Origin of the sequence: Okeania sp. SIO3B5, assembly GCF_010692555.1 — a bacterium.
Classification (GTDB): Bacteria; Cyanobacteriota; Cyanobacteriia; order Cyanobacteriales; family Microcoleaceae; genus Okeania.
Genome location: NZ_JAAHHG010000120.1, coordinates 1 through 23,900, shown reverse-complemented (window position 1 = coordinate 23,900; position 23,900 = coordinate 1). Strand labels below are relative to the sequence as shown.

The following is a 23,900-nucleotide window of genomic DNA, read 5'->3' as shown; positions in this document are numbered from 1 at the left end:
CCCAGAAAAACGACCTGAATTTCTCAAAGTTATATCATGTCCGGATAATTAGTGATAAAAAAACTTTCTCCTTCTTCTTTCTTCCCTCCTGACTCCTGACTCCTGACTCCTGACTCCTTCATAGTTTATTTATAACTGTTCAACCGGACATGATATTACTCCTCAAGAGAGTCTTAATGATAATCCTCGCCGTCAACCTGCTGATTGGGAAAAGAATTTTGAGGAAGGTGAATTTGTGGATTTTATTGCCCCAATGGTAGAGACACTAGACATCTATCACAATCAAGCAGTAGACCCCCGAATAGTTGCATATTCATTTCGGAAGCTACAAGAAGAGCATCCAGAAGCAGAATTAAGGATGCGTTCGATGGAAATACGAGGTAAAAATGATGAGGGATTATTGATAAAAGCTGAAACAATATCTCAGGCTGACCATTCAGTTTTACATTCTGAATATTTTAATACTTATGATAGACTAAAGGCACTTCCACCAGAACAACTTAGATTGCTTTTGGTAGAGAAGGAAAAATATACAAAACGATTAGAAGCTTGGGTAGATACAGCAGTTAATCGCCCTGGTGGTGTCAATATAGAAAATTATAATAATAAAGGAGTTACCAATATGTCAGAAAGTACTGGAGATCAAATTAATATGAGAGACAATTACGGGATTGGAAAAGATGGAGAAATTCGAGAAATTTCTGGTGTAGTTGGCAACACAGGAGAAATTTCTGGTGTAGTTGGCAAAACAGGAGAAATTAAAGACTCAAACATTGCTCGCACAATTAACGAAGCTCAACCAAAAGCCTTAGCTGAAACAGCAGCAGAAATTCAACAACTTCTCAAACAATTAGAACAATCAAATCCTACAGAAACCACAGCAAGTCAAATGACAGTTGCTGCTCAAGCTATTGAAGTTATTGAAAATAACCCCACATTAAAACAGCGGGTAATAGGAGTCTTAAAATCAGCAGGAACCGAAGCATTTAAAGAAGCTCTCGATAATCCAGTTGCTAATGTTTTAGTCGCAGCTTTTCAAGGTTGGATAGAACCGTAAAAAATTAAAATTCCCCAATTGATAATTATTAAAAATGCCAGCCAAAGACATCTATCATAATACTGTAATAACTGCTCTAGAAAAAGATAAATGGATAATTACTAATGATCCCCTAGTTATTCGTTGGGGAAAAAAAGATCTATATATTGACTTAGGAGCAGAAAAACTAATTGCTGCCGAAAAAGACAATCAAAAAATAGCTATTGAAATTAAAAGCTTTGTTGGTAAATCTGCCATAGATGATATCAAATCCGGTTAAACAGCCATAGAATGGTTAAGTCTTTAGAATTCAGCAATTCTGCAATTCAGAATTCAGGAGAAGAAAGATAAGACAAGATGAGCGTAGTTATGACAATTGGATAATTTTTTTATGTCCAATTAAGCGGATTTGATATGATTTAGAAAAAGCACTAGGTCCTTTCAGTTATCAGTTATCAGTTATCAGTTATCAGTACCTCTGATTGTTTGCGCAGCATGACCTAGGAAAGCATCGGGATTGAAATAAATAACTCTATATTTAGCCATTCATCAAGAGGCTTATGTTGATGTTTTTGAAGACCCTATTGGTCAAGTATTATTAGAAAATAAACGACTGAAATTATTAGTTTTCGACCAACTTCAGGAGGTAATCTTAAAATGGATAACCTAGACAACATCAGAAAAATTATTATTGAATCTCTCACTTATTATGCCAACTTACGCTATGCAACAGGAAAAGTTAATCGACTCCTAATCATAGACCAAGATTCTGATAATTATCTCATTCTTTTAGAGGGATGGGAAAACAGAGAAAGAGTACATGGCTGTCTAGTTCATCTACAAATTATAGATAATAAAATCTGGATACAAAGAGACGGAATAGAAGAAGGTATCGCTACCGACTTATTAGCAGCAGGTATTCCTAAAAACCAAATTGTACTTGCTTTCCACCCCGAACATATTCGCCCTTATACCGAATTTGCAGTTCAATAAAAACAGAACTTACCAATGGATAATTAATAATTAATAATTAATAATTAATGAAGTCGGTTTAAAGCCTTTCTTTTTGTTATAATATAGCGGGTAAGATGCCTATAATAATTTTACAATTTACTCTCTCTTCCCTCATTCCCCACACTTCCCACGCTCTGCTTTTTTCAGCAAACCCTAATAGTTAGCTTCCACCCGATACTATTTTGCTAACAATTGTTAACAATGCACAGCAAGATTAACACTTACTGAGGGGGTATATCCCAATGTGGTAGAAAATTTCTCTACCACGATGCATGATCAAGATTCCACGCGGGACCTTTAAGTCGCGATCGAGGCGAAAACCATCATTACCAGTCACAACTTTTTTGCCACCTAAATTGTTGAGGATTTCACCAGTCCAGCTAACGGTTTTGCGCTTTGTAGGCTTCACTTACATCTACAACGAATTTGTTGTATTCAACAGCTTTATGCTTTAAGAAAAGTTTAAACCTATAGTGTGCCCAGTTCAACATTTGTCTAACTGATTTATATCATGTCCGGATAATTAGTGATAAAAAACTTTCTCCTTCTTTTCTTCTTTCTTCCCTCCTGAATTCTGAATTCTGAATTCTGAATTCTGAGTGTTTATTTATAACTGTTCAACCGGACATGATATTACTTCTGAGCTTTCTGCTAGTATGAATTGTCATCTGAGAAACTTCATGCATTTGGAAGCAGAATTACGTCAAAGTTTTGAAAGCGTTTGCGCAGCATGACCATAGGAAAGCTCCTCTGAAAGAGGCACCAAAAATAAAGCTGTAATGCGTGTGCAACTCATCTATCAGGTTTCTAATTTTTGACCTCAGTCGATTAGCTGCTTTTTTCATACGCTGCTTGGTTTTAGATTTAGCTTTAGTTAACCTCGAAATCAAATCATCGATCGGGATGACACAATCTTTGAATCCCTACTAAGAAAAATGGCGTTGGTAAATCAAGAGATGAAACTTTAAGAGTAATCTGTTTCTGATACCTTTAAATATTTTACCAGAGTCAGTGATGGGTATGACCTCTAGTAGAAAATCATCTTACCAATTACCAACGCCAAAAAAATTAACCTTGATCCCTACTTACTCAAGTTGAAACTCTTAAGGAAGAGAGGGATTGACATCTCCAGGGGTTGAAACACCCTGGATTCTGTGGTTAAGCCACCGCAAATGGGATGGGGCGAATAAACGTGCGGAATTTACTTCCGCACGCAGCCCCTCATAAATCCACATTTGCTTCAAGCCTATCAACAGACTCCTATACTCCTCGGCATAGAACGAAATCTAGCTGTGAGTTTACTTTTTTTTTGAATAGCTTTCACGAGTGGTTTTACTCAAGGAGCGAGCAATAAATCACTGCTCTAGCTGCCTGCTTGCTTTTCCTAGGTCATGCGGAGCTAACAGCCGTCGTAGTCAGCATCGTCCCCGTCTCCTGTCCACCGGAATCTCACCGCAAAGCGCGGTCATGTCATAGCGACAAACCTTGTTCTGACTTACTATTTCTAAGTATAGCAGATTTTTAATACGGGTTAAAACCCGCGTGCCGTTATTCAAGCAGCCGTTAAAACTGGCTGGCTAACTTACTCCCGTCATTTTTTAGGTTTGGAATAGGGTTAAAGCCAATTAGATTGAGATAAAGTCAGCCGATGTCAGAGTGGTGGCATTGATGCCATTGAGAGAAGCGAGTGCCTCTCCAGTCGAGATGACAATGATACTGTTTGTGGTAAAGGCCAGATCGGTATATGTTAGACCACCAGTCAAGCCAATCAAGTCTTGACCATCTTGAAAGTCAAGAATAGTATCAGTTCCTTGTCCCTCTGCTAAGGCAAAGATATCATCACCAGATCCACCATTTAGGATATCATCACCTAATCCACCATCGAGGGTATCATGACCAGATCCACCATTTAGGATATCATCACCTAATCCACCATTGAGGATATCATGACCAGATCCACCATTGAGGGTATCACTACCTAATCCACCATTGAGGTCATCATCACCTGATTCACCATTGAGGATATCATGACCAAATCCACCATTGAGGATATCATGACCAAATCCACCATTGAGGATATCATGACCAAATCCACCATTTAGGGTATCATCACCAGTTAATCCATTTAGGGTATCATCACCAGCTAATCCATCAATTTGATCGTTGCCGATAGTACCTACTAGCTGATTTGGCAATAAATCACCTATAATATGCGCCATTGCTGTGACCTCAATAATTTTCATTTGTTCAGGACTTACGCAAAATATCAAATCATACACCATCTGTAGGAGTTTTACGAAGTATGCGAAACAAAGGGTTGTTCGCTAGATATGGTAGTTATGCGTAAGTCCTGTTGTCTACATTTAATATCTTACGATCATTTGAGCATTAAGATCTCACTTATAAACATATTGATAAATAATTCACCTAATCATTACTTATCTTTACTGATCTTTACAATTGTATTCGGCAAATCTTAATTGTTAATGTGATTTCAGTTATCAGTTATCAGTACCTCTGCCTGACTGATATTTACAATAGACATCTCCAAAAATCAAAAATACAATCAATTATTATCCAGAAATTATCAATTGTTCTTCCCTGTTCCCTGTTCCCTCTTTTCTGGAGATGTCTAATATTCTCTAACAATTGATGACAATTTTTTCAGCAAATCTTAATTATTAATGTGATTTCAGTTATCACTTATCAGTACCTCTGCCTGACTGATATTTACAATATTCTCTGACAATTGATGACAATTTTTTCAGCAAATCTTAATTATTAATGTGATTTCAGTTATCACTTATCAGTACCTCTGCCTGACTGATGCCGAAACCGTTGTCTGTTCCCCACATCTCCGCGCCTGGTGCGTCCCCGTGTCCTACCCCCACCAACGAATTTTTTTAGCAAACCCTACCTATTCCCTAAGCACGAAAATCATAGCTAATATCATGTTCAGTTAAATACTTTTATTATCAAAAAGATTGACAAATATAAAAAAATATGATTAGATGGTTAGTGTTTTTTGCCTTAGAGTACTAAAATGAATCAAACTGCAGACAAAACTTCAGAGAAAAACTCCACTAATACTGCCATATTAGAGGATGTAGTAGGAGCGTTAGCAAATGAAAAATCCCAAGAACTTCTTATTTCATTCGATAGTGCTGAAATAGATGCACTGGTACAAACTTTAATACAACAGGGAGAATTTGAGGCAGGTAGCGATGTACATTTAGAATACAAAGCTGAACTGCTGAGTGAACTAAAATCAGAGGTACTCTCTGGTTTATCAGCAGGGTTTGAAATCATAGATGATTATGAAAACCTACCAATTTCCTTCATCCGGTTTGATTCAGAAGTACCTTTAACCGAACTGTTAGAAAATCCTGATGTTTTACAAGCATCCGTTCCCCAAACATATCAACCGTTGCTACAAGAAAGTCTACCCTTAATCAATCAACCAGAAGCAGTAGCAGGGGGATTTACAGGAGCAGGTACAGCTATTGCTGTTTTGGATACAGGTGCAAGAACAAATGCTCCAGGATTAGAAGGACGAGTAGCATTTTCCCAGGACTTTGCCCCTGATGATAATGCTGAAGATGATAACGATCATGGAACTAACGTTAGTGCTATTGCTGCTGGAGTTGCACCAGGTGCTGATATTTTGGCACTAGACGTTTTTGATAAAGGTGGTGCCAGCGATGCAGATATTATAAGTGCGATTAACTGGTCAATTGATAACAAAGATCAGTTCAATATCAAGGCCATCAATATGAGTCTTGGTAGCGACAAGTTAAACAACCCAGTTCCTGACAATAGCAATCCTCTAGGACAAGCAATTTTTAATGCAAAAGAAGCAGGAATTCTGAGTATTGTTGCTTCGGGCAATGAATACTTTACAGACGCAATTGGAAACCCCGCAGCTTTTGAAAGTGCAGTATCTGTAGGTGCAGTGTATGACTTTACAGGTTCCTATAACAATGAGGATAATGCGGTACCAGATCGAGTAGCAACTTTTTCCAACAGTGCCCAATTTCTCGACATATTAGCACCAGGAGCGTATATCACTGCTGGAGGATTAGAGAATTTTGATGGTACTTCCATGGCAGCACCTCATGTTGCAGGTGCAGTTGCTGTCTTAGGACAAGCCTTCCCCAATGACACTCCTGACCAAATTCTGCAACGGTTGCTCAATAGTGGCAAACCAATTACAGACCACCGGAATGGAATTACCAAACCCAGACTTGACCTCGCTGCAGCATTAGAACTGGAACCAGATCGAGTCGAAAATGATAATTTCCAAAATAGCAACCCTATTTCCGGTATATCAAGCACTGTCAATGGTACAAACAACAATGCAACTTCTGAGCAAGGAGAACCAGCTAGTGTTTCTCAGACAGGAGAGAATAATTCTGTATGGTGGAGTTGGACTGCTCCAACTTCCGGACAGGTAACTGTAAATACTGTCGGCAGTAACTTTGATACTGTATTAGCTGCATATACAGGTAATGCTGTCTCAAACCTGACTGAAATTGCTAGCAACGACAACAGCACTTCTAACCCTCCTCAGAGTGAAATTGTTTTTGATGCTGTAGAAGAGACAACATACCATTTTGTAGTAGATGGAGTTTCTGACGAGACAGGTAATATTGTCCTCAACCTTTCCCAAACAACAACACAGGTAGAAAACGATAACTTCTCAAACAGTAATCCTTTAACTGGTTCCTCTGCTAACGTTGAAGCCTCCAACTTTGAAGCAACCAGCGAGAATGGAGAACCTCTTCATGCAAACAATCAGCTTGAGGGGAATGAAGGCAGTTCCGTTTGGTGGAATTGGACAGCACCCGCATCTGGCCTAGTTACTATAACAACTAATGGTAGTGATTTCGACACTGTATTGGGAATTTATACAGGTGATTCTGTCTCAAACCTAACTGAAGTTGCCAGTGATGATGATAGTGGTGATGGAGTAGAAAGTCTGGTAATGTTTGACGCTGTTGGAGGCACAAACTATAAAATTGCCGTCGATGGATATTTGGGCGCACAGGGCAATATTGTTTTAGATTTAGTCCAGCAAACTACATCGATACCAAACGATAATTTTGCTGACAGTGCGACTCTCACTGGTACTTCTGATAGCGTAACTACCAGTAACGTCAATGCTTCCAAAGAAGCAGATGAACCTAACCATGCAGAAAACAGTGGAGGTAGTTCCATCTGGTGGAATTGGACAGCACCTGATTCGGGATTAGTAACTATCGATACTTTTGATAGTACTTTCGACACAGTTTTAGCAGCTTACACAGGTTCATCTCTCCAGGGGTTAACTGAAGTGGCAAGCAATGACGATGCTGGAACTGGCGTGCAAAGCGAAATCATGTTTGAAGTAGAAGCTGGAACTAACTATAAAATTGCAGTGGATGGGTTCGATGGAGCAGCAGGAGATGTTGAGTTAGCTTTGTCGTTACAGACAAATATGCTTACCAACGATGACTTTGCCAACAGAATTTCTTTGAATGATACTGATGTTTTCATGGGCAGGAATGAGGGTGCTACTAGCGAAACAGGAGAACCAGCTCATGCAGGAAATGATGCTGCTGCATCTCTGTGGTGGAGCTATACTGCTCCAGAATCTGGTACTGTGACTATCAATACTGATGGTAGCGACTTTGATACTGTACTAGCAGCTTACACTGGTTCTACCCTTTCTGAATTAACTGAAGTAGCGAGCAATGATGATAGTGTAGATTTTGGTTTCCAAAGCGAGATTACCTTTGATGTAGTTGCAGGGGAAACTTACAACATCGCAGTAGATGGGTTCAATGGTGATGTTGGTAATATTAACTTAGAAGTGCTTTTATCCACCTTTGAGAATGATATCGATCTATCTAGTCAACTTCTGGAAATAACTACAGAAGAGGTTATTCCTGGTGAGTTGATTGATGTTAATTTTTCTGTAGACAACACTGGTAGTGATGATGCTACTGGGTTTTATGTAGACTTTTTCTTGTCCGAAGATGCTAATATTGACGAAGAGGAAGACTTCCTGCTTGATTTTACCTGGATAGAAGGTTTGCCTGGTAATAGTAGTACTGGCGAGTTAACCCAAACTATTGAGCTGCCTACTGAAGATGAGTTTACTTTTGATGAGAACACAGATTATCAGATTGGGATACTCATTAATTCCTTCGACGATACACCTGAAACTGACAAATCAAACAATACGATCGTCACAGCTTTGGAAGAAGTTACACTTCCACCTGCTGATGATGACCAGTCAATTGAAGGTACTCCCCAAGGGGAAGCGCTCAATGGTGGTACTGGTAACGATACTATTGTGGGCTTGAATGGCGCAGATACCCTGGCAGGTAATGATGGCGATGACGAAATTATTGGCAGTCGTGGCGATGACTTCCTTTATGGCCAAGATGGCGATGATGTTTTAGAAGGTCGTCTTGGTATTGATCGTCTCTTCGGTGGAGATGGGGACGATGAGATGAATGGCGGTCAAGATCGCGATCGCCTCAATGGTGGAAGTGGAGATGACACTCTATCTGGTGGTGCTAGTATTGACCGTTTTATCTTTGCTACAAATCAGGAATTTGATGCTGATGATATTGGTGTGGATGAAATTACTGATTTTGTTGTTGGTCAAGATCAAATTATCCTAGATCGAGATACATTTACTGCCATTAACAGTATTGAAACAGAGTTTGCCACTGTTACCAGTAATAATGCTGCTGCCACTTCTGATGCTGTGATTGTTTACAACAGTAATAATGGTGCTTTATTCTACAACCCTAATGGTAGTGCAAGTGGTTTTGGTGATGGCGCTCAGTTTGCGACTTTGAGTAATGGAGCATTGCTTGAAGTTGATGATTTTATTATTAGATAGTAACCGTACGAAAAAAACTGTAGAAAAATGAAACAGCTTTTATCTTGATATTGGATTAACCAATATAGGCGCTCTCGGCACAGCTCACTATTCCCTCGGCAGTAAATGCCTCTGGGAATTTCTTTCTTATTATTTGAAGACTGCCATTGATATCCGCATTAATCACTTGACCAGTTGCACTCAAAAATAAACCACGTTTGACTCGCTTGCCTACATAGAATTCAATAGCATATTGGTTTTTCTCGCGTCAATAGCAGATGTCTTACTGGTGTAACAATCTTGCTGTTTCAATGACTTTTACCCCAGCCTGTTGACACTTATAAGTTATCTGTTGAATTAACTTACCGTGAGGTATTTGAGTAAAATTTTGGTTGTTTTTTTTGCCGATATTTGCACCTTGTTTCCAGTTATCATTTTTTCCAATGACTACAGTACCAATATTATTTGTGGTTAAATACTCAACCACTAAGAAACTGGTGTTATGCAAATAATTCTCGACAAAACGATTTCGGGGAATCGGTTAACGCTTCAATTTTACGACTGGTTTTTCTGTTGCCTTTGAGGTGACTTTGGTACTTAGCTTTACGCTTGTTATATAATTGATTGACGCTTTTTAGTGGCTTCCCGTTAATCAGCAGTGGTTTGACACCAGGCTTATTTGTAGATAGAGCTACTAATCGGTCAATCCCTAAGTCAATCCCGGCTACATATCTTGAGTGTATTTGTGGCTGAAGAGTTTTTTCATAGACTACTTCAATTATATAGCAGCTAGTAGCAGGTACTATCCTCACTTCGATTACAGTATCCACAACTACAGGTATGCATGATTTCACTCATAGATAAGTGACAAATACCGTCTTTGAGAGGGGCTTTATAGACTGATTATGCATGAATATATAACTACATTCCTACCTTGAGTTTTATTCTTATACTTTGGTATTTTGGGTTTACCTAAAAACTTCCCTGGATGTGCGCGACCATTCTTTTATAGCTTGAAAATAACCACGCCAAGTTGCAACCAAGCATTTTATGATTTGTTTTGATACCTTAGTTGGTAATGTTCTATAGGCATCGCTATCTTTGGTGGCGTGATATAGCTTGGTTAAATCTAGACTTTTTGAGAACTTGAAAAAATGCTGACGACAATAATAGTTAGCCAGGTTGTACAAGTTTTTTGATTTAAAGGCTAACTCATCACACACCCGCCAATAGATATGTGTTCGGTTAATAATATGTCTGTCAACCAGTTGCATTCACCTAAATTATTTCATAAGAGTTATTACCTATTTAATAATACAACAATGTGTGTAAATTTTACAACTATTTTCTACGGTTTAAGTTTAACAGTTACTAACCCTAGCATCTTTTTAGTTCACTGTTTTTTCAGGGAATAGGTATGGAGGGAAGAAACGAATACATAAGAATAAGATAACTGCTATATTCTATGCTTTAAAGGAACACCTCAATTCTCACATCTGATTCCTGATTGCTATAGCACTACAAGAATTGGTTAGGACATTTTTCAATCCTACAACCCTTTTGCAGTTTGCTATTATGATATTAATTCTTCTTCCCTCTTTCTTCTTCCTTCACGCTTACAATACCGATGCTACCAGACATGATATTAAATAGTTTATTGGGTGTTGGTGATTTGAGGTATGATATTTTGTCCGAATAAGATCGCGAACAAAAAACTTTCTCCTTCTACTACTCTTTTTCCCTCTTTCTTTCCTCCTGACTCCTGACTCCTGACTCCTGACTCCTAAATAATTAAGATTAATATCATGCACTAATTCACCAACGCCGTTTATTGTATATTCTGAAAAGCTTCAACTAAGCAAGAAGCAAACACTTTTACCTCTTCTATTGAGCGATTACCTACACATAACCTTAAAAAAGGCTTATCACTTCTCGAAGCACCAATGTGAATTCTAGGAATGGAAAATCCGTAGCTATCTCCCTTACAAAAGGGAATACTTTTTGCCTGACATTTATCTATCAAATTATCAATAAACTTATCTAGCATATCTTTTTGATAAAAAGAACTTTCATAGAAGGAAAGAGTGACCACTCCTCCCAATTGCTCTATTAAATATTTCTGGGCAACATTATAATCTGGGTGAGATGGATCGAGAGGATAATTAATTCTACAAAAAGCTTGTAAATCTGGATGAGTATTAATAAAGTTGCTGATAAACAAGGCATTATAAGCAAATCTCCTCATTTTTAACTTGAATTCTTCAAAAGATATGGAATAAGGGAGAGAAACCGCAACGCGATCGTATAAAATTGTGCCCAGTTCCCTTCTAATAGATACAAATTCCTCCCTCAATGACCTTGGTACTATAACAATTCCTTTCATTGCAGTATCTTCAAACTGTTGATACTTATTCCCACTTTCAAAGTACAGTATTGATGAACAACTGTTACTATCTATCAATTTTTCTGGTCTAATCAAACCACCAGACATAGTTCCATCTACAACTATAAAAATTTCTTGATTGATTAAGTTAATTTTTTGAATAAGACGATCAATATCTACAAACCGAAGAGCTTCGTCATTGGTTATGGGGGTTAAGTAAATAGCTTTAGTTTTGCGATCGATACTTGAAATAATCTTATCTATATCAGTCGTGTTCAACCTCAATATTTTGATTCCAGGAATTGCGGATAATAATGCTTCTGCTTCATGATAGACTGGAACGGGAGTTACTATATTATCATCACTACTTAAATGACGAATAATAAAATTATTGATTGTTGCATAAGCTGCCATACCAGATGAGGTCAAAAGTAAGCTAAAGTCACCGCTTAATTCATAGAGTTTGGTAAGTTCATCCTCCATGTCCGCAATCATGAAGCTTTCCCATCTGTCATAATTAACTATTTTTCCACTTTGCTTTCTCAAATCAAAAAAGTTGGGAACTATAGCTTGATTATAGGAAGAAGATGACCATTCTAGATGGCTAAAAAACTACCCTAAAAGCAATAGTAAGTTTCTGATTCTAAAATTTGGCCTTGTGATATAACTGCTGTAATCTTCAATACTACTAGATCTGGGTCTATCTAAATCAAACTCTTGCAGTATATTTAACATTATATTTTTGACTGAATTAGAAACTTCTAAACCAGTTGAGTCAGGAAAAATATTCCGATCTCTACAGAAGTTAATGTAGTCATTTTGCTTTGACTCCCAAAACTTCATTCGAGATTTGATATCTTCAATTCTATATTGAAACAGCTTTGCGTCTTCTAAGATATTTTTCTCTTGAGTATTTTGCTGGAAAATGACCTGTATGTCTTTCATCATGCTTACCATCCTTTAAGTTGACCTCCATCGATAGAAATAAAGTTGCCAGCCATAAAACTCGATCGCTGAGAAACTAAGTAAGTAACCAAATCAGCTACTTCTTCCGGCTTTCCCATTCGTCCCATCGGCAGTTCATCAACGAGATATTGTTGAGCTTCCTCAAAGGTAATATTTTTAGTAACAGCAACATCTTTGGTTAGCTGCAAAACTCGCTCTGTGGCGATCGGGCCCGGAGAAACAGTATGAATTAATATATTATCAGATAATACTTTAGCTGAGATTGCTTTATTAAAAGCAGCAACGCTAGCTCGAATAGTTGATGATAACAACAGCTCTTCTCTAGGTTCTTTAGCAGTGTTTGAAGCGATCGCCACAATTCGCCCCCATTTTTGCTCCTTCATCCTTGGTAAAACTGCTTTTGTCAGTCGCACGACGCTCATCAGACTAAGTTGTAATCCTTCATACCATTGCTCTTCACTAAGTTCCATCAGCCCACCAGGAGCAGGTCCTCCAACATTATTGACTAAAATTTCGATTGAACCTAATTGAGCTTGTACTGTTTCTACAAGTCTGTCTATGTCTGACTTTACACTTAGATCAGCTACTACGCTAACAATCTCTGAACCACTTTCAGCTTCTAATGCTTCTTGGGTTGTTCTCAGATTTTTCTTGTCCCTAGAACAAATAGCAATACGTACTCCTTCACTAACTAACGAGCGAGCAATTGCTCTACCGATACCACTACTAGCAGCACAAACTAATGCCGTGCGATTTCTTATTCCCAATTCCATAAAACTCAACTTTTCATTATTTAAGCAGTTTATTGTATCCCAAATGCTTTTCATCTAGAACTATCTGGAAAACTAAAGCTGACGAAAATGTAAAATTCCCCAATTAAGATAACCTTGTTTTCCTGTCTTAACCCAGTTGTTCAATCTGACTCTTTGATATTCCAAAAATTCTCGATCGCAAGACTTGGCTAATTCATCATAATTTTGCTCCATTACCAAGAGAGTTTTTTGATATTGATTCGTGAGTTGCTCTGGCATTTCAGTAATTTGTATTTCCTCAAAGCCAGTATCTTTAGCTATCTTCTGATAAGATTTAATAGAAGCTAATGAAGTAATATCAACGGTTTCTAGAATCTGCTTGCCTACTTCTACTGGGCAGTCATCACTCTGCATTACATCTGTCAAGATAAATTCTCCCTTCTTTTTGAGAACTCTCGATACCTCCTGAAAAACTTTGACGCGATCGCTACTGTATAGTAAAGCATCCTGAGACCAGACGACATCGTAGATATTACTGGGAGTGGGAATTGCTTCAAAGCTCCCATCAATTACCTGAATCAAAGACTCAAGTCCTAGTTTTCGGTTCAACTCACGATTCAACTCATTTTGTGTTTCGCTTAAGTTTAGACAATCGACTCGACAGCCAATTTTTTGAGTGAGATAGCGAGCTGTTCCTCCATATCCAGAACCCAAATCTAATACTACAGTTGAAGGACTTAGGTTTAGTAATGAAGTAATCATCTCTAGTGCTTTAAAGTTAGCTTCAGCAATAGATTCATTTTCATTAGTATAAAGACCAATATGAATATTTTCACCATAAATAAAAGAATGAAAATTCATCATATTATCGCTGTTGTAGTAATCGCGTGTTTTGGCTATCGTCTTTGAATACTCCATATTATATCTCCATATTTTATTTCATAAAAACTTCTGTTTAGGTAATTTTAAAAAAACAGAATCAGAGTGAGTCATAGCTACTCTGTTGTGCTATGGGTTAGCAAAATACCTTAAATATCATGGTCATTGTTCAACCGGACGATATTATTCAGTATATAGTTTTCGTAATTCATCCGCTTAAGAAATCAGGGGAATTTGAGAAATAATTCTCTCTAACAATTTCACATCATTAATTTCTGAAATCTTCGATAACATCTCTACAAATTCATCACAAAATTTGAGTTTTAGTCTGATTTTGATGGCCAATAATCACAACTGTTTAATTTTAGCATCGTTTTGAGATATTTCAGCATTCTTTTGGAATATTTCCACATCCTTTTGAGATATTTCAGCATTTTTTTCTGCTGCTATTTCATCTCCTGTTTGAATTACATTTCTATCGACATTGCACCAGCGTAACCAAGTACCATTTAGATTTTCGGCGTTGCTGATTCTGGGTATGATTTGATAATTTTATATTTTTGATTTTGTATTTTGGATGGTTTGAACTACTTGTTAATATTAACTGTTCCCTGTTCTCTCCATACCTATAAACCTACTTTCATACCTTAATTCAGCAATGCCAGATTTTCTTAGATTTTCAAAAGTACCACTCCACAAAGTTAATCCCAGATTCACATCAGGAAACCAAGCATCATTTTTAGGGATGTAATACCAAGCGTGAAAAAAGAATATTACAAATAATAAGCAGTATTAAAATAATTTATAGGAAATATCTATTGGACGAAAAAGATAAATTACTATGTAAAAAATGGTATTATACCATTTTGAAAAAAGAATGTTACGAATAATAAAAATAATAAATAAACTTTCAAATAAAGTCTATTTGACGAAAAAGATAATTTAAAACATCAAAAATGGTATTAAATATATCCCCATACGAATTCTGGATTGCAGAATTGCTGGATTCTAATAAATACCCTAGCTATTTGTAGCAAACATTTATCAAATTGGTATAAAACCTATTTATTCTGTCTCCTGACTCCTAAGCAGTAACCTAAATATTTGTAGCAAAGATTTATCAAACTGGTATTCCCTCTTCCTTCTTACTTCTTCCTTCTTCCTTCTGCTATATAATCTAAACAATTCCCACTATTTAATTAAATTGAAAAAATGACAACAGAATCTCAAAAACTCAATTCTAATTCTTTTCTAATTTCTCCAGCTATCCATGATAATTTTTCGGCAAAAGTTTCTCCTTTAAAATTAGGAATTCTCGCCTCTGGAAGTGGTAGTAATTTTGAGGCTATTATGGAGGCTATAAATAATCAAAAATTAAACGCTCAAGTTCAGGTAATGATTTATAATAATCCTGGAGCAAAGGTGAGAACAAGAGCAGAAAAATGGGGCGTGCAGGCAATATTATTAAATCATCGAGAATGTAAAAATAGAGAAAAATTTGATAGCCAAATTGTCAAAACTCTACAAGAATATGATGTAGAGTGGGTAATCATGGCGGGTTGGATGCGAATTGCTACTAAAATTTTAATTAATGCTTTTCCCAATCAAGTTATCAATATTCATCCCAGTTTATTACCTAGTTTTCGAGGTATTAAAGCCATCGAACAAGCATTAGAAGCTGGAGTGAAAATAACTGGTTGTACGGTACATTTAGTAGATGTAGAAGTAGATAATGGTCCAATTTTAATGCAGGCGGCTGTACCAATTTTGCCTGACGATACACCAGAAACTTTACACGAAAGAATTCAAATACAAGAACATCAAATTATTGTCGGAGCTATTGCTCTTGCTGCATTAACTTAGAAGGCAGAAGGCAGGAGGCAGAAGGCAGTAGGAAGAAGGAAGAAGGATGTTTTCCTTACCGAAAAATTGTGCTTTAAAGCTCCCTCTTTTAAGGGGAGTTAATTAATTGATAATTGATAATGGATAATTGATAATTATCTCTGGAAAAAAAAGGTTCAAAAGAAAAGCAGAATAATGTTTTCCTTAGGGAAAATTTTTGGTTTAAAGCCTCCTCTTTTAAGGGGAGTTAATTAATTGATAATTGATAATGGATAATTGATAATTACCTCTGGTTAAAACCGTTACAGAATTGAATACAAGGAAATATTATTTCTTCTCTTAGTCCATTGGATATGGCTCCGAGACCCGCTCTTGACAGAGCCGCTCCGCTGTTAGCGTTTGCGGTAGCATTCCGGAACGGAAAGCTTTGCGGTAGCAAACGCCATCCCTCGACCTCTTTTTTGCCCTTAAAAGGGGAGGCTTCAAGGCGTGAATTATTTAATTATTCATTATTAATTATTCGGTAATTGTTAATTATTAATTATTCATTATTAATTGTTGAATATTCCCTGTTATTAAGTAGGGCTTGCTGATTAAATCTAAAAGCATTTATAGATAAAGATTTCAGTCTTTTTAGGGTCGGAAAAAGTGCAAGTTTTTAGGCGGCTCAGGTTGAAAAACTTAGCATTTTACATTAACGAAGACAGACAAATTCAGAAACTATTTTTTCAATTACTTCCTTTGTAACTCCTCTAAATCCTTACTCTTAACTACTCCCTACTCCCTACTCCCTACTCCCTACCTTCACAAAAAGACTTTTTCAGCAAACCCTAAGTAGTTAAAAATTCTGCATCTAGCTCTGGAAGGGAAGGATTAATTCTAATACCAGAAGCAATTTCAAAACCTGCTGGTGTAGTAAGTCGAGGTTCAATTAAACAATACCAATGTACTTGAGGTTCTTCTGCTTTATAACGAGCAGCAGTGTTAATTACATAATTATAATCTGGGTCGTTTAATTTTTCCGATAATTTAGTTAAAATATTTTTGAGAATTAATGCAAAATCTGACTTTTCTTGCTCTGAAATACTACCAAAATCACCTTGATGTTCTTTTGGCATAATCCAGATTTCAAAAGGTGCTTTAGCAGCAAAGGGAATAAAAGCTAAAAAGGATGAATTTTCCTCAAGAACTCGCGTTTTATTTTGTTTTTCAAATGCTAATATATCACAGTATAAACAGCTCCCAAATTCATCATAATATCTTTGAGCTTCTTCTTCTTGCCAGCGTCGATGTTGGGGAACAATGCTAGTAGCAATAATTTGAGAATGGGGATGGCGTAAAGAAGCTCCTGCTCTTTCACCATGATTTCTAAATATAATGACCATCATACTTTCATCTATTTCCATAAGTTCGATGTAACGTTGATGGTAAGTATCAATTATATTCTCTACTTCTTGGATAGACATTGTGGGAATATCTTTGCTATGATCGGCATTTTCAATAATTACTTCATGTCTACCATAACCAGGCATTGTTAGATAAATTCCTTCTAATTTTCGATCGGTATTTCCTTCAGGGGTTAAAGCTGGAAATTTATTAGGAATAACCCGTACTTGCCAGTTAGTATTTTCTGGGTTTTGTTTCTCTAATAAAATACCTCCTAGACGCTCTTCATTACCAGTACAAAAAGGGCAGTCTGGAGAGTGACTTTCTACTTTTTCTGGTACTATATTTTCTTGTTGAAAGTCCTGGGGACGTTTGCCTCGACTTGGCGCATAAATAACCCATTCTCTTGTGGTTTTGTTGAGTCGAATGTGACTTTGGTTCATATTATTTAGCAATTTTGTAGATTTTAGGGAATAGTTCAACAATTAATAATTAGGGTTTGCTGAAAAAAGTCTTTTTGCTCTTTGTAGGAGACAGGAGACAGGAGACAGGAGACAGGAGAAATGGGAATGAGCGAGGAGATAGGAGTAAGAATTGTAAGAGTGATTTTTCTGCCCAACTATGAGCCTAAAATACGCTCCTTTTTGAGCGTGAAGAGCTGAAAACCAGGCACTTTTTAAAAGCCCTAAAAAGGCTAAAACCTTTATATGTAAATACTTTTAGATTTAATCAGCAAGCCCTAATTAATTATTAATAATTAATAATTAATAATTATTACCTCAAAGGCAGAGGGCAAGAGGCACTTATGCTGTTTGCGCAGCAGGGAATTAAGCAATTTTTTCTTCTGCCTTCTGCCTTCTGCCTTCTGCCTTCTTCCTTCTTCCTTCTTCCTTCTGCCTTCTTCCTTCATTTTTCTGGTAAATTTAGCTGAGAGGAAAATTCTCTAGAATATTTAGCTTGTTGCCAGTTATTAGCAGATTTAATCTGTAATGGATTCAGACCTTTTACTTTTTGTAGATTGGTATCTTGTAGATTAGCATCTTGAAAATTTGCTCCTTGTAAATTAGCTTCTTGTAAGTTTACTCCTTTTAAATTTGCTCCTTGAAAGTTAGCATTTTTCAGATAACAACCTTGGAGATTTGCTCCTTTTAAATTTGCTTCTTGTAAGTCAACGCCTTGAAGATTTCCTAGTATATAAGCTCCCTCCAAATTTGCTTTTTGTAAATTTGCTTCTAACAGATTAACTCCTTCAAGATCGGCATTTTTTAGATTTGCTGAACTAAGATTTGCTTTTTGAAGTTGAGTTAAAAGAAAGAAAGTATCTTGAAGATTTGCTCCCCACAAAAAAGCTCCTTGTAATTGAGTTAATTCAAATTTACCTCCTTGAAGGTTGGCTTCTAAAAGTTTTGCTCCTTGAAGATTTGCTTCTTTAAAATCTACATCTACTAAATTAACTTGGTCTAAATTGGTTTTAGGTAAAGATAAACCTTTTAAACAAACGCCTCCTTTTACAAGTTCTTCTAGCGCTTTGATTCTAGCATAGCTAATTTGTAATCCTTGGGCAGAGTCAATTACCTGCCAAGCTTGATAATGGGATTTCTTTTTTCCCCACCTAAGGTAAATCACTAATGCTGTAACAACACTAATATTTTCAATAGTTCCTAGAATTTCCGAGTCTTTAAGGGATTGTAGAAAGGCTTTACCCCACTCTGTTTTTTGTTCTATGGTATTTTCAATATAAATAATCCCTAAAATCACCAAAATAACGGTGAGTAAAATAGTAGCAATTTCTAATAAACTATAGAGAGACCTCAGTATACTTCTGAGTAATCTTGCGAATTTTCGCTGATTGTTTAGCGAGGATAAATATTTGTTAATTGAAAACATATTGGTAGGATTATAACTAGGTTTTTATTATGAGTAAATAAATATATTTGATGCACTTTTAATTATGGTGTTTTAGTTATATCAACAATCATATCTTATTTAGATAGTACATTGTCAAGATCGGTTGAATAGTTATAATTAAAGCTCGTAGTAGGGCTTTAGCCCTAAGATAGATATTTCATTGGCTCAAGACTGACTACAAACAAAGACTTTTTTGTCATTTATAATCCGGAATAGATATTTCACTGCCTCAAGACTGACTACAAACAAAGACTTTTTTGTCATTTATAATCCGGAATAGATATTTCACTGCCTCAAGACTGACTACAAACAAAAACTTTTTGGTTATTTATAATCCGGAATAGATATTTCACTGCCTCAAGACTGACTACAAACAAAAACTTTTTGGTTATTTATAATCCGGAATAGATATTTCACTGCCTCAAGACTGACTACAAACAAAAACTTTTTTGTCATTTATAATCCGGAATAGATATTTCACTGCCTCAAGACTGACTACAAACAAAAACTTTTTTGTCATTTATAATCCGGAATAGATATTTCACTGCCTCAAGGCTGACTACAAACAAAGACTTTTTTGTCATTTATAATCCGGAATAGATATTTCATGGGTTCGAGACTAACTACAAACAAAAACTTTTTTGTCATTTATAATCCGGAATAGATATTTCACTGCCTCAAGACTGACTACAAACAAAAACTTTTTTGTCATTTATAATCCGGAATAGATATTTCACTGCCTCAAGGCTGACTACAAACAAAGACTTTTTTGTCATTTATAATCCGGAATAGATATTTCATAAGCTCAAGACTAACTACAAACAAAAACTTTTTTGTCATTTATAATCCGGAATAGATATTTCACTGCCTCAAGGCTGACTACAAACAAAGACTTTTTTGTCATTTATAATCCGGAATAGATATTTCATAAGCTCAAGACTAACTACAAACAAAAACTTTTTTGTCATTTATAATCCGGAATAGATATTTCACTGCCTCAAGGCTGACTACAAACAAAGACTTTTTTGTCATTTATAATCCGGAATAGATATTTCATAAGCTCAAGACTAACTACAAACAAAAACTTTTTTGTCATTTATAATCCGGAATAGATATTTCATAAGCTCAAGACTAAAATAAATATTTCATGGGTTCCAGACTGACTACAAACAAAAACTTTTCTGTCATTTATAATCCGGAATAGATATTTCATGGGTTCCAGACTGACTACAAACAAAAACTTTTTTGTCACTTATTATCTGGACATGATATAAATACATTGTTTATAGACTAGCTACAGGATAAAATGGTGAAAATATAATATTTTTCAACAAATTCATAGATGTAAATTTAGGATTTTGATAATTTGACTGATAACTGATAACTGATAACTGATAACTGAAATGGCTTTACAGTCGATAACTAAAATATCTCCGATACAATTCACATAGAGGCATGACTAAATTACCTTGAAATTTTACTAATCCCATACTGCGTAATTTGAATCCTTCTTTTGTGCCTATAGATATAGGGTAATCTATAGTAATAATTTGTTTAATTGCTGTTAATAACTCTGGATTTTCTTCAAGATTATTTAAGTGGCGACGTAGGTGGTCACAATAGGGGCCTTCTTCTGTGGGAGCGACTTGTAATAGTTTTTCTAAAGTTATTCTTCCCCTGGCAATTTGATAGAGAGCTTGACGTACTAAATAAGGATGTCCTCCTACCATTGCCATTAATTCTTTTATCTGTTCTGAAGACCATTCTAAATGATGTAATTTGACTAAATTTTCTACTTCTTCCCAGTTGAGTTCTCGTAATTCTATGGGCAAACCAACATTAAAAGGTGACTGATTAATATTGAGAGGGATATATACTTCTTTTGAATGTACAATTACTAACCTTAATTTTTGCCAAACTGCTTCATTTTTACCACGTTCATGCCAAGTCCTGAGCAGGGCAAAAAAGGAAGTAGCAATTTCTGGATGTTGAAAAACTTGGTCTACTTCATCTAACCCTAAAACTAAAGGAGTCGAAATTTCTGAAAGTAGATATCTTTGGAAATAATTTGTACATTTATTTTTACTTCCTAATACTCCTTGCCAATATTCAGATAATTTTTCTTCTAGATTCAATTCATCAGTAATGCTGGCACAAAACCACTTTAAAAATAAATCAAGATTAGTCAAAAATTCTTCATCTGCTGACTGAAAGTTTAAACAAGCTTTGTAATATCCTTGCTGTTCGGAATAATTCAAAATTCTACTCATTAAAGAAGTTTTTCCCATCTGTCGAGGTGCTTTAACTCGAATCAAAGCTCCCGGATTCATAATAGTTTCATAACACTCTGACTCTACAGGCGATCGCTCTATATAAAAGATAGAATTAAGTGGTACTTGACCAGATGGAGTATCCAGTAATAGCCCCTTTTCATTGTTTTGAAAATTGCTTGTGGTTTGAGTCCCTACCCAATTCTTCCTTATTCCTTCTTCTTTCCTTCTTCCCTCTTCCTCCTTCCTTCTTCCTTCTTCTTTCCTTCTTCCTTCTTCAACTTGTGAATTACCTGGTCGTGTAACATCAAAATTAATAGGTCGTGAGATAATTGCTGTTTTTGCTTTTTCCTGTTGAATCCTTAATTCAGTTAATTCTAATCTAACTTTCTGGAGAGACTTCTCTAAATCTTCTAGAGTCAATTTTTCTCCTGGTAATTGTTGATTAATTATTTCTAAAAAATCATATTCAAAAATTTCTTTAACTATTTGATTCTGACGCATTTCTTGCATGAAATTAACAGCCACTAAATTTAATAACCCTCCCACATCTCTTTGCAGATTTTCTAAGTATCCATCTGGTTCATCTCCCTGGAGTAAAACCAGAATAAAACTTTGGCATAAATTCTTAATTTCATCTACAGGAGGCAAAGGAATTAATAAACAACTAATATCTTCAGGAACACTTGTCAAATATTTGGTTTGATTGATTTTTTTTAACTCACTTTTCAACTTAGATATTTTACGATTTACCCAACCCAAATTTTCTCGTTTTTGCTCAGAATGAAATGGTGAATATTGAAGTACTGTCGGAAAAGAACCACCAAGCTGATTTCTATATTCAATAGCAATTTTTTCCTGTGCCTTTAATAGCGAAATACTGACAGTTTTGTAAAGCTCATAATTCACAGAAGGGCTATTTTGCTGAAGGCGGTCTACAAATAATTCTAGACAATTTTGAAAAATACTAAAGTCACAATTTTTATGCTGACAAATCAAACCAATAGTTATCTTTAATAAAATCCAATTTAATATTCCCGAAATAGGTTCAATATTCCCCTGTAATCCTCGTAAAGCTACAGTAGCATCAGAGTAACGTTGTCTCCAATTAACCCTAACCATTTTTGTTAAAAAATTAGCCAGCTTTTCACTGATATTAGGAGCTAATTTTTGCAAGTCTATTTCACCTAATTCATCTTGGATAAAATTCCTCGATGTAACTCCCGTTAAAGCTTGAATTGCAGTAATACCCACAGCATAAATATCACTAGCAAATTGTGGTCTTCCTTGTGCTTGTTCCACAGGCATATAACCAGGAGTACCCACTGCAATTGTACTACTAGATTTTCCCTGAGAATTAACAACAATATTACTCACTTCTTTAACCGCACCAAAATCAATTAACATTAATTTTTGGTCGCGGTCTCGACGCATAATATTCCCCGGTTTAATATCTCGATGAATCACCCCATTTTGATGTACAAAAGCTAAAACTTCTAAAATTTCTGACAAAAAATTTAGCACTTTAGCTTCACTCCAAGGCTGACTCATTTCTGTGGTTAAATCATGACCTATTATTAGTTCTTGAACTAGATAAAATTCTTGATCATGCTCAAAATAAGCATACAAAGTAGGAATTTTATCGTATCTACTAAGTCGGTTGAGAATTTGACCTTCTTGCTCAAATAATCTTTGGACTTGTTGATGCTTAATTGTCGGTTTTAGTCGTTTAACAACACGCTGAGGTTTAGGATTTTCTGGTATATCTATATCTTCAGCAATATAAGTTTCTCCAAACCCGCCTCCACAACCTAATTGTTCGACAATTTTGTAATGTTGTCTGAGAGTTTGACCAATTAAAGAATTATTTTCAGACATTTTTATTTGTGATTTTGAGTTAACTTTATTAATATAGCAATATGATTTTAGTTGTGAGATATTGGAGACTTTTGCTTTAGGGAATAGGGAATAGGGAATAGGGAAAAAACGAATATAATAATAAAACTGCTATATTCTATGCTTTAAAGGAAAACCTCAATTCTCACATCTGATTCCTGATTGCTATATAAATGACTTATATCATCAGGACTTACGCAGAGGCTCTACATATAGCGAGGGCGTTTTGCTCCGCAACATATAAAGCGGAGCTTGGCGTTAGTCAATACTATTTACCCCTACAAATGGTGCTTTAAAAGTCAATTTCGTAAGTCCCGATCATGTCTCATTAAATAACTATAATAAGTAGGGTTTGCTGATTAAATATCGCGCTTATTGACTGATATTGGTTTGAGCAATTTTAGATCTGTAAAAAGTGCGAGGTTTTAGGTGGTAATGGTTCAAAAATTCAGGATTTTGCTCAAGAGTTGGGCAGAACAATCTTGGGAAAATTCTTACTCCTACCTCCTCGTTCATTCCCATTTCTCCTGTCTCCCTCTCCTGGGAGCAGGGCTGTTTCAAAGTATAGTATATTAACGATTTAAGGAGAATGGGAGTAATGGGGATAGAGGAACACTGAAATTTACTAAAATTTGCCTATTTTGAGCGCCAATAGGTGTAGTTAAACTCTGAGAGGATATCTGGTTCAATACCG

18 protein-coding genes and 1 pseudogene are annotated in these 23,900 nt (G+C 36.0%); 6 read left to right on the top strand and 13 right to left on the bottom strand.

Annotation, left to right across the window (positions count from 1 at the left end; genetic code table 11):
* The first annotated feature begins 235 nt into the window (after positions 1-235).
* The 4 genes from F6K54_RS17650 to F6K54_RS17640 all read left to right on the top strand — a co-directional run bounded on the left by F6K54_RS17650 (position 236) and on the right by F6K54_RS17640 (position 2,029).
* Positions 236-1,057 (top strand): hypothetical protein, encoded by an 822-nt coding sequence (locus tag F6K54_RS17650; RefSeq protein ID WP_293079836.1) that lies wholly within the window; start codon positions 236-238, stop codon positions 1,055-1,057.
* 34 nt (positions 1,058-1,091) lie between these two features.
* Positions 1,092-1,316 carry an element excision factor XisH family protein gene (locus F6K54_RS17645; RefSeq protein ID WP_366558157.1) on the top strand — a complete coding sequence of 75 codons (225 nt, stop codon included), beginning with the start codon at positions 1,092-1,094 and terminating at the stop codon, positions 1,314-1,316.
* A 246-nt stretch (positions 1,317-1,562) separates the two neighbouring features.
* On the top strand, positions 1,563-1,706 hold the full coding sequence (locus tag F6K54_RS42980; RefSeq protein WP_366558158.1) for an element excision factor XisH family protein: 144 nt from the start codon (positions 1,563-1,565) through the stop codon (positions 1,704-1,706).
* Entirely contained in the window at positions 1,694-2,029 is a 336-nt protein-coding gene (locus tag F6K54_RS17640) for a XisI protein (RefSeq protein ID WP_293079833.1), read from the top strand. The genes F6K54_RS42980 and F6K54_RS17640 overlap by 13 nt, the downstream gene beginning before the upstream one ends.
* A 235-nt stretch (positions 2,030-2,264) precedes the next feature.
* Here F6K54_RS17640 and F6K54_RS17635 read toward each other — a convergent pair whose 3' ends face one another.
* On the bottom strand, positions 2,265-2,459 hold the full coding sequence (locus F6K54_RS17635) for a hypothetical protein (protein WP_293079830.1): 195 nt from the start codon (positions 2,457-2,459) through the stop codon (positions 2,265-2,267).
* A 1,216-nt stretch (positions 2,460-3,675) separates the two neighbouring features.
* Positions 3,676-4,269 (bottom strand): calcium-binding protein, encoded by a 594-nt coding sequence (locus tag F6K54_RS17630; RefSeq protein WP_293079828.1) that lies wholly within the window; start codon positions 4,267-4,269, stop codon positions 3,676-3,678.
* Positions 4,270-5,093: 824 nt separating this feature from the next.
* Here F6K54_RS17630 and F6K54_RS17625 point away from each other — a divergent pair.
* Positions 5,094-8,945, top strand: a complete 3,852-nt coding sequence (locus F6K54_RS17625; protein ID WP_293079825.1) for a S8 family serine peptidase — start codon at positions 5,094-5,096, stop codon at positions 8,943-8,945.
* Between the two features lie 262 nt (positions 8,946-9,207).
* Here F6K54_RS17625 and F6K54_RS17620 read toward each other — a convergent pair whose 3' ends face one another.
* The 7 genes and pseudogenes from F6K54_RS17620 to F6K54_RS17590 all read right to left on the bottom strand — a co-directional run bounded on the left by F6K54_RS17620 (position 9,208) and on the right by F6K54_RS17590 (position 13,943).
* On the bottom strand, positions 9,208-9,432 hold the full coding sequence (locus tag F6K54_RS17620) for an IS200/IS605 family accessory protein TnpB-related protein (protein ID WP_293079822.1): 225 nt from the start codon (positions 9,430-9,432) through the stop codon (positions 9,208-9,210).
* On the bottom strand, positions 9,425-9,778 hold the full coding sequence (locus F6K54_RS17615) for a transposase (protein ID WP_293079820.1): 354 nt from the start codon (positions 9,776-9,778) through the stop codon (positions 9,425-9,427). The genes F6K54_RS17620 and F6K54_RS17615 overlap by 8 nt, the downstream gene beginning before the upstream one ends.
* A gap of 114 nt (positions 9,779-9,892) precedes the next feature.
* Positions 9,893-10,198 carry a hypothetical protein gene (locus F6K54_RS17610; RefSeq protein ID WP_293079817.1) on the bottom strand — a complete coding sequence of 102 codons (306 nt, stop codon included), beginning with the start codon at positions 10,196-10,198 and terminating at the stop codon, positions 9,893-9,895.
* A gap of 554 nt (positions 10,199-10,752) precedes the next feature.
* Positions 10,753-11,886 (bottom strand): annotated as a pseudogene (locus tag F6K54_RS17605) (PLP-dependent transferase); the annotation flags it as partial.
* Positions 11,887-11,919: 33 nt separating this feature from the next.
* Positions 11,920-12,255, bottom strand: coding sequence for a hypothetical protein (locus F6K54_RS17600; RefSeq protein ID WP_293079814.1), 336 nt, complete (start codon positions 12,253-12,255; stop codon positions 11,920-11,922).
* A gap of 2 nt (positions 12,256-12,257) precedes the next feature.
* Entirely contained in the window at positions 12,258-13,100 is an 843-nt protein-coding gene (locus tag F6K54_RS17595) for an SDR family oxidoreductase (RefSeq protein WP_293079811.1), read from the bottom strand.
* An 18-nt stretch (positions 13,101-13,118) separates the two neighbouring features.
* Complete coding sequence (locus F6K54_RS17590) at positions 13,119-13,943, bottom strand: cyclopropane-fatty-acyl-phospholipid synthase family protein (protein ID WP_293079808.1); 825 nt, start codon at positions 13,941-13,943, stop codon at positions 13,119-13,121.
* Positions 13,944-15,116: 1,173 nt separating this feature from the next.
* On the opposite strand from F6K54_RS17590, the gene purN reads away from it, so the two are divergent.
* Positions 15,117-15,767, top strand: coding sequence for a phosphoribosylglycinamide formyltransferase (gene purN / locus F6K54_RS17585; protein WP_293079805.1), 651 nt, complete (start codon positions 15,117-15,119; stop codon positions 15,765-15,767).
* A gap of 809 nt (positions 15,768-16,576) precedes the next feature.
* Here purN and galT read toward each other — a convergent pair.
* The 4 genes from galT to F6K54_RS17565 all read right to left on the bottom strand — a co-directional run bounded on the left by galT (position 16,577) and on the right by F6K54_RS17565 (position 23,188).
* Positions 16,577-17,575, bottom strand: coding sequence for a galactose-1-phosphate uridylyltransferase (gene galT, locus F6K54_RS17580; RefSeq protein WP_293079802.1), 999 nt, complete (start codon positions 17,573-17,575; stop codon positions 16,577-16,579).
* Between the two features lie 314 nt (positions 17,576-17,889).
* A complete protein-coding gene (locus tag F6K54_RS17575) occupies positions 17,890-18,042 on the bottom strand; it encodes a hypothetical protein (protein ID WP_293079800.1) in 153 nt (50 codons plus the stop codon).
* Positions 18,039-19,019 carry a pentapeptide repeat-containing protein gene (locus F6K54_RS17570; protein WP_293079797.1) on the bottom strand — a complete coding sequence of 327 codons (981 nt, stop codon included), beginning with the start codon at positions 19,017-19,019 and terminating at the stop codon, positions 18,039-18,041. Before F6K54_RS17570 ends, F6K54_RS17575 begins: the two co-directional genes overlap by 4 nt.
* 1,430 nt (positions 19,020-20,449) lie before the next feature.
* Entirely contained in the window at positions 20,450-23,188 is a 2,739-nt protein-coding gene (locus tag F6K54_RS17565; RefSeq protein ID WP_293079794.1) for an AAA-like domain-containing protein, read from the bottom strand.
* Positions 23,189-23,900 lie beyond the last annotated feature (712 nt).